7 protein-coding genes are annotated in these 7855 nt (G+C 43.2%); 1 reads left to right on the top strand and 6 read right to left on the bottom strand.

Features of this window, described 5'->3' with window-relative positions:
- Positions 1 to 170: 170 nt before the first annotated feature.
- From cysN to DBZ36_RS18945, 6 genes are all read right to left on the bottom strand, one after another.
- Positions 171 to 1577 (bottom strand): sulfate adenylyltransferase subunit CysN, encoded by a 1407-nt coding sequence (cysN, locus tag DBZ36_RS18970; protein WP_120356560.1) that lies wholly within the window; start codon positions 1575 to 1577, stop codon positions 171 to 173.
- Between the two features lie 67 nt (positions 1578 to 1644).
- Positions 1645 to 2607, bottom strand: coding sequence for a DHH family phosphoesterase (locus tag DBZ36_RS18965; protein WP_120356559.1), 963 nt, complete (start codon positions 2605 to 2607; stop codon positions 1645 to 1647).
- A gap of 30 nt (positions 2608 to 2637) precedes the next feature.
- Positions 2638 to 3282 carry an adenylyl-sulfate kinase gene (cysC, locus tag DBZ36_RS18960; RefSeq protein ID WP_120356558.1) on the bottom strand — a complete coding sequence of 215 codons (645 nt, stop codon included), beginning with the start codon at positions 3280 to 3282 and terminating at the stop codon, positions 2638 to 2640.
- Between the two features lie 69 nt (positions 3283 to 3351).
- Positions 3352 to 3699, bottom strand: coding sequence for a four helix bundle protein (locus DBZ36_RS18955; protein WP_120356557.1), 348 nt, complete (start codon positions 3697 to 3699; stop codon positions 3352 to 3354).
- Positions 3700 to 3834: 135 nt separating this feature from the next.
- Positions 3835 to 4749 (bottom strand): sulfate adenylyltransferase subunit CysD, encoded by a 915-nt coding sequence (cysD, locus tag DBZ36_RS18950; protein WP_120356556.1) that lies wholly within the window; start codon positions 4747 to 4749, stop codon positions 3835 to 3837.
- Positions 4750 to 4768: 19 nt separating this feature from the next.
- Complete coding sequence (locus tag DBZ36_RS18945) at positions 4769 to 6496, bottom strand: SLC13 family permease (RefSeq protein WP_120356555.1); 1728 nt, start codon at positions 6494 to 6496, stop codon at positions 4769 to 4771.
- 441 nt (positions 6497 to 6937) lie between these two features.
- Between DBZ36_RS18945 and lexA the strand changes: the two genes are divergently transcribed.
- A complete protein-coding gene (gene lexA / locus DBZ36_RS18940) occupies positions 6938 to 7585 on the top strand; it encodes a transcriptional repressor LexA (RefSeq protein ID WP_120356554.1) in 648 nt (215 codons plus the stop codon).
- The last annotated feature ends 270 nt before the right edge of the window (positions 7586 to 7855 follow it).

Raw genomic sequence — 7855 nt, 5'->3', positions numbered from 1 at the left:
CTTGCTCCTTGCTCCTTGCTCCTTGCTCCTTGCTCCTTGCTCCTTGCTCCTTGCTCCTTGCTCCTCTTATTGTTTTGATCTTCCTTGAAGGAGCGTAGCGACGCTCTTGAAACTTGCAGCAGCCTGTTGGCTGCGCTCTTGTACCTAGAGTCTAAAGCGCCTTCGGCGTTTTAGATCTCTTCACATCCCCACTCAGGGAAATGCTTACGAACATAGGCATTTAGGTCTTTTTCAGATTGACTATAATGGCGCGTTGTATCTTGACCATCTGCCGTGCTTTCTACGACGCCTGCACCTACTGTTACGTTGGTGTGACGATCGATGATTACGAAGGCACCGGTTTGCGGCAATAGTTTATAGCAATCAACGGCAACTTTATCGGTTAGCAAGATGCTCGCTAGCGCAATTTCGTTGAGCTCTAGTGACTCACTATTTTCAGCATGTTGTTCGAGGGTATTCACATCAATTTTGTGTGGTAGCTCGGACACTTTGCCAGTGCATGATTTGGTCGCAAACTTAAAGGTGTACTCTTTATGGGTTCGCAAGGGGTTTTCATCCATCCAAACCACATGCGCATCAAGTTTGTTGGTCACGCTTGGCTCATGACCGACATGCACCAACATATCGCCTCGCGAGACGTCGATTTCGTCTTCCAAAGTTATCGTGATTGCTTGTCCTGGTTGCGCACTGCTTAATTCACCATCTTGAGTGTAGATGGTTTTAATCTTAGAGCTTTTACCTGACGGCAAAGCTGTCACTTCGTCACCTACTTCGACTATTCCTGAGGCTAAGGTGCCGCAGAACCCACGAAAATCCAAATTAGGACGGTTCACATACTGCACTGGAAAGCGCATATGGGTTAAGTCTTTATCTTGGTCAATTTTAACCGTTTCCAAGAGTTTCATTAAGGTGGCACCTGGGTACCAATCCATCACTTCACTTGGAATAACCACGTTATCGCCGGTCAGTGCTGAGATAGGCACAAAACGAATATCGTCGATATCAAAGCCTTTTGCCATCTCACGATAGTCAGCTTTAATTTGCTGGTAAACCTCTTGGCTGTAGTCAACTAAGTCCATTTTGTTAATAGCAACAATAATGTGTTTAATCCCGAGCAAGCTACAAATGAAGCTATGGCGACGCGTTTGGGTTTGTATACCGCGACGGGCATCAACCATTACAATTGCTAAGTCACATGTGGATGCGCCGGTTACCATATTGCGGGTGTATTGTTCGTGACCCGGGGTGTCGGCAATAATAAACTTGCGTTTGTCGGTTGAAAAATAGCGATAGGCAACGTCAATAGTAATGCCTTGCTCGCGCTCAGATTGAAGACCATCTACCAACAATGCTAAATCGAAGTCTTCATCGGTGGTATTAAACTTTTGAGAGTCTTTTTCAATCGCCGCCATTTGATCTTCATAGATAAGCTTACTATCAAAGAGTAGGCGACCAATCAGCGTTGACTTCCCATCATCAACGTTGCCGCAGGTTAGAAAACGTAATAAATCTTTGTTTTCGTGGACCTTTAAATAGGCTTCAATATCTTCGGCGATTAACTCTGAACTATGTGACATTTGTTTTTCCTTTAGGGATTTAGTCCAAGCTTAAACTAAAGCTACAGACAATCTTTCTTCCAAAAAATTAGCTATAAAAACGATGTAGCGTTTGAATAAATTGTTGTTTTTGTTCAAGTGCTAAGGCATTTATACCGGCGGCTGCTTTTCGACCGCCACCGGTCGCAAACTGTGAACAAATCTCATCAGCACCAAGCCGGTTATTAATCGGAGCCCGCACACTGACTAAGTAGTCTGTTTTACTTGCATTGAGTGTCAGCACTGCATGCGCCTGGTCGGGCGCTTGGTTTGCTAGCTCATTGCCAAATACGCCTGAAATGCGTCTTGCCCACGCTTCACAAGGCAATTCAAAAATACGGCAAACCGAATCATTTTGAATTGGCTCTAAGGCCGTAACAAAAGCGTAATCTTTGTCATACCCAGCTTTGAGCTGATAGAAAACTGAGTTTGGATCATCTCGTAGTGCCAGTGGATTTGGAAATGCCAATAGTTGCTGGTACAAATCGCGAGGTGCAATATGCAAGTCACCCAAAGAGTTGCCATAGCCGTTATAGTTGATCAATGTGCCTAACTCTTTCAAGAAAGCGCTATCCGCTTCGCTAATCCCATGTTCTATGACTAGTTGTTGCGCTTTCGCATGCAAATTGTCGCCAAAAGCAGCGGTTATAGCCCAATGAATATAAGGGTTGCCTAAGTATTCGCTAATCAACAAGCTCGTACAAACCTGGGCATCGAGGTCGATTAAGGCTTTGAGCTTAGCTGAACTCGGAATTTCGCCACTACGATGATGGTCGCAATAAAAGACTTCAACACCAATAGTTAGCAGTTGCTCCAAAGCCGCGGCATTTTTTTCCATCGAGATATCCAGCACCGTGACCGATGCTGCATCACCTGCGGCAACGACTTGCTCAAGCAATTTAATATCGCGCTTAACACCCGTAATCAAAGTACTCGCCTTAGGGGTATGTAATCGCATTTGAATCAAAGCGATAATACCGTCAGCGTCGCCGTTAAATACATCGTAATGCATTGTTATCCTCTTTATCTTCGGCCGATAGTGTTAAACGGCAGAGAGTTTTAAGTAGCCGCGCTGTTCTAGCTGGGCCACGATCTGTTCCGCGCATTGCTCAACAGAAAATTCAGCTGTTTTTACATGTATCTCAGGTGAAACTGGTGCTTGATACTCTGAATCAATACCTGTGAAGTGCTTAATCTCACCAGCACGAGCTTTTTTATACAAGCCTTTAGGGTCGCGCTGTTCACAAACTTCGATAGGCGTATCGATAAATACTTCTAAAAACTGCTGCGGCTGTAATAGCTCGCGAACCTGCTGGCGATCGCTAATAAACGGACTAATAAATGCTGTTAAAACAATACTGCCACTGTCGACGAATAGCTTAGCCACTTCGCCAATGCGGCGAATATTCTCAATGCGATCTTGGTCGCTAAACCCTAAGTCTTTATTTAAGCCATGACGAACATTATCGCCATCAAGCAAATAACTGAACTTACCAAGACTAAGCAGTTTACTTTCAACCGCGTTAGCAACCGTAGACTTACCTGAACCACTTAAACCGGTGAACCAAAGTACTACCGATTTCTGCTGCTTTAGCGACTCACGATCCGCATGGGTCACAGTAGCGTTATGCCAAACAATGTCGTCACTAAGTGATTCATTGTCTTTTTTGTTATATGGAGAATTCATAAAATCAGCCAATTAGTAAAAAGGGAAAGTGAAAAGTGAAAAGTTGAAAGCAATAGACCTCGCATTGATTCAATCCTCACTGATCGACTTAACTAAACCTGAAATCATTTTGGATATTTCTTCTGCTTCTGTTATCCAGGCTTTTCCAAGGGAACTCGGTATATAATTAATATCGATCCCTATATAAATTTGAGTTCTTAATTCGCCGCTTGAACCCTTTGCATAAGAGAGAAAATTAGCAAACTCCTTTGTGGTTCGTCGCTCGTGCCCCTCGGCTATGTTGGACGCGATAGAAAGTGAAGAGCGTGTTATTTGGTCCTTAAAACCAAAGTCCCGGCTATCAGCAAAGTGTTTATAAACTTCACATGACAGGCGAGCTGAGCGTTTCCAAACCTCTAAGTTTTCAAATCTCTGCATCGAACAGTTTACCTAAATCAACCTTAAAGCTTGGTCAGGGGGTTACTTTTCACTTTCCACTTTCCACTTGCAGCTACAGAGTAGCGCCCTTGTAACTTGCAGGCGTTTACGCCGCCCCTTATTCCTAACCGTAGATTAGAAATATCCCTCGCGTTTCTTCTTCTCCATCGACCCTGAACTATCATGGTCAATGGCGCGGCCTTGGCGCTCTGAGGTTGTTGTAAGCAACATCTCTTGGATGATTTCAGGTAGCGTTGTTGCTTCTGACTCCACCGCACCGGTTAGTGGGTAGCAGCCGAGGGTGCGAAAACGCACCATTTTTTCTTCGACAACTTCGCCTTCTTTAAGCTCCATGCGTTCATCATCTTTCATGATCAACATGCCGTCGCGTTCAACCACGGGGCGTTTCTTGGATAAGTAAAGCTCAGGAATTTCAATGCTTTCTAGGTAGATATACTGCCAAATATCAAGTTCGGTCCAGTTGGATAATGGAAATACGCGGATGCTTTCGCCTTTATTCACTTTGCCGTTGAAAATATTCCAAAGTTCTGGACGTTGGTTTTTTGGATCCCAACGGTGATGTTCATCTCTAAACGAATAAACACGCTCTTTGGCGCGAGATTTCTCTTCATCGCGGCGTGCGCCACCAAAAGCAGCATCAAAACCATGTTTATCAAGCGCTTGTTTTAGCCCTTGAGTTTTCATTACATCGGTATGATAAGAGCTACCATGGACAAATGGGCTAATATTCATAGCTACGCCCTCAGGATTTTGATGCACAATGAGCTTCATGCCAACTTTGTCGGCCATGTAGTCACGAAAGGCGATCATTTCCTTAAACTTCCAAGTGGTATCTACATGCATTAATGGGAAAGGCGGTATACCTGGTGCAAATGCTTTTTTAGCCAGGTGCAGCATTACTGATGAATCTTTACCCACAGAATACAGCATCACCGGGTTATCAAACTCAGCAGCTACTTCACGCATGATGTGTATTGACTCAGCTTCAAGTTGCTTCAGGTGAGTCATTCGTTGTGGAGATATGTTCATCTCGTATTTCCCTATTTAGTTAAAGGCCGATAAACGCATTTATCGAAGCTATTACAATAATTCCGTATAACAGACACATTGGCGCGCCTATTTTAACAAAGTCTTTTATTCTATACTGACCGGCGTTATAAACCATTAAATTAGTTTGATAACCATAGGGGCTTATAAAACTTGCACTGGCCCCATATGCCACCGCCATGATGACAGCCATTGGGTTCATACCAAGACTACTACCTAATTCCATCGCCACCGGAAACATCAATGCGGCGGCTGCATTGTTTGTTACCAACTCGGTAAATAACCAAGTAAGAACGTAGATGATGATCAGAGCTACCAAGGGGGTTAATATACCTTGATTAGCTTGAATTAATGTATTCAAACCATCAAATGCCCCTGAATTTTTGAGTGCTTGAGATAGTGCTAATGCTGATGCAATGATCACCCAGATATTTTTTGGCAGACGCTGCATAATTTCATTAGAGCTCAATGCTCCGCTGAATACTAAAGCTGCTAACAACATCAACATACCTTTAAATAAAGGCAGGATATCAAATGCGGCAAGTGCGATTGCTGCGAAAAAACCATAAATAGCAATTTTCTCCTTCCCGCCGCGTAACTGATTTTCGGTTTGTACATCGCTGAGTAGGAAAAAGTTTTTGCTTAGATTATGTCGAGACTTAAAGTCATCACCTACAGCAAGCACTAAGTAGTCTCCAGCTTGAAGAACAACGTCACCAAGCTTGCCACTGACATTTGTTCCGTCACGTTTGATCGCTACTACCGCTGCATCAAAAAGTGCCCTAAAACCAACTCGTTTTAGTGTGCGCCGAACTAACATGCTTTCAGGTCTCACAACTACTTCACTTAAATTGCTCAAAGGCAGTCCGCTCTCATGGGCGAACGAACTTAGCCCATCAAACCTATTCAGTAAGGTAACTTTTTTGATATCACCACTAAAAATCAGCCTATCGTTCGCCTGAATGATTTCTGTTGGAGCTACGGGAGAAATAAGACGCTCGTTGCGAAGTATTTCTACCAAGAAAACCGATTCCAAATTTCGAAGTCCATTAACATCGATACTTTTGCCAATCAAAGATGAGCTTGTGCTTACCTCCATATCAATTAAATAGTCTGCCGCTAAAGTTACTACTCTTGCATTACTAGGTAAAAACCGACTCATAAAAAATAGCAGTACACCGCAACCACTCACCAAGCAAATACCAACGAGAGTAAAATCGAAGAAACCTAGCGAGGGTAGGCCATAGTCTATAACCATAGAGTTCACAATGAGATTTGTTGATGTGCCTACTAAAGTTAGGGTGCCGCCAAGAATTGCCGCATAGCTTAGTGGCAGAAGTAATTTGCTCGCAGGGTGGTTAACATTATTGCGAATAGGCGCAAGCATAGTCGATACCACAGCGGTATTGTTTAATATTGAGCTCGAAAGAGCAGTTAGAATGTATAGTCGAAACCACGTGGCTTTGTAGCTGCTTCGGATGATATAGCTAGTAACTAGCTGCAATAACTTGGTTTTCTCCAATGCTAGAGAACAAACCATTAGTAGAATTAAAGTCAATAAGCCTTTGTTTGCAAAGCTGTTAATAACTTGTTCCGTGCTTATGATATTACTTACAAATAGTAGGCATAATGCTGCCGCGAATATTTTTTCTGGTGAGTTTTGAAACCTAATCAGCCCTGCGACGGTTAAGCCAAATACAGCAACAACAAAAATGGCGGTGAGAGACACGGCTAATTACTCATCCATGATAAAAGTTAACTTTAAAAGTGAGCCTTGAGGATAGCCCAATGAGTTACGGAATCAAGCAACATATTATTCAATAAAATACTAAGATATATATCATTGGTAATGAAACCTTCAAGGGAAACAGGGATTGCATACCATTAATTAACTTTCGTTTTGCGAACCGTCTAGTAAAATTGACCTATATCGTTTCTATAATTCGAAATTTCAGATATATGAATTGGTAATCAATCTTCTCGTTTTTCTTTGCAAAGCTCGAGTTCCAATCAAGGCGCTTTTGATAAGAAGTTAAAAACAAAAGCAACGACACATTATCTATTCTTCGAGTATCGACGAGTCCTTACAACGTGTATTTGAAACTAGCACTTGCACCTTTTTTAATACTGGATACAATAACAGTTGCTGTATATAAAAACAGGTAAAGCAATGAAGCCCTTAACGAAACGACAAACAGAAGTCTTTGAGTTAGTCAAAAGCCATATTCAAGAAACTGGAATGCCTCCCACCCGGGCTGAAATAGCCAAGCATTTAGGGTTTCGTTCGGCTAATGCGGCTGAGGAACACTTGCGAGCTTTAGCCCGCAAAGGCGTTATTGAGATGGTTCCAGGAACCTCTCGCGGTATTCGTTTAGTTGAATCAGCCAATACCGAAGTGCAAGACGATGCAGCGAATGACCCAAGCATTGAAGGTCTGCCGCTTATTGGGCAGGTTGCTGCTGGTGCGCCAATTTTGGCATCGCAACATGTTGAGTCTCGTTACGCTGTTGATCCTAACTTGTTCCACCCCGCAGCAAACTTCTTGCTACGCGTTCAGGGTGAAAGTATGAAAGACATTGGGATTATGGATGGTGATTTACTGGCCGTACATAAAACCCAAGACGTTCAAAATGGGCAAGTGGTTGTTGCACGCTTAGACGATGACGTAACCGTGAAGCGCTTTGAACGTGAGGGTAAACGGGTATTTTTGCACGCAGAAAACGAAAGCTTTAATAGCATTGAGGTTGATCTAGAATTCCAGCAATTGGAAATCGAAGGCTTAGCCGTCGGTGTAATCCGTAACGCAGATTGGATGTAGCAGCGCTAGCGCGCAGGTAAAAGTGCGCTACTGCGTAGCTTCAAGGCTCAAGGTCGCGGTTTCACCGCTGCAAGGAAAAGATAAAAGTGCGCAGCCAAGCTGCTGAAAGTTAAAAGCTCCAAGCGCGCTACTTTGTAGCTTCAAGATATAAGTTTCAAGAGCGCGGCTGAGCCGCTTCAAGTGAAAAGTTTAAAGTGAAAAGTGCGCAGCCAAGCTGCTGAAAGTAAAAAGCTACAAGAGCTCTACTTCGTAGCTTCAAGATATAAGTTT

This window comes from Alginatibacterium sediminis, from assembly GCF_003610775.1.
Classification (GTDB): Bacteria; Pseudomonadota; Gammaproteobacteria; order Enterobacterales; family Celerinatantimonadaceae; genus Alginatibacterium; species Alginatibacterium sediminis.
This window is presented reverse-complemented; position numbering and strand designations above follow the sequence as displayed.

What these genes read in the sequence shown, in the direction of transcription:
- cysN (WP_120356560.1), bottom strand. Translation starts at nt 1,577, where the DNA reads ATGTCACATAGTTCAGAGTTAATCGCCGAAGATATTGAAGCCTATTTA.
- DBZ36_RS18965 (WP_120356559.1), bottom strand. Translation starts at nt 2,607, where the DNA reads ATGCATTACGATGTATTTAACGGCGACGCTGACGGTATTATCGCTTTG.
- cysC (WP_120356558.1), bottom strand. Translation starts at nt 3,282, where the DNA reads ATGAATTCTCCATATAACAAAAAAGACAATGAATCACTTAGTGACGAC.
- DBZ36_RS18955 (WP_120356557.1), bottom strand. Translation starts at nt 3,699, where the DNA reads ATGCAGAGATTTGAAAACTTAGAGGTTTGGAAACGCTCAGCTCGCCTG.
- cysD (WP_120356556.1), bottom strand. Translation starts at nt 4,749, where the DNA reads ATGAACATATCTCCACAACGAATGACTCACCTGAAGCAACTTGAAGCT.
- lexA (WP_120356554.1), top strand. Translation starts at nt 6,938, where the DNA reads ATGAAGCCCTTAACGAAACGACAAACAGAAGTCTTTGAGTTAGTCAAA.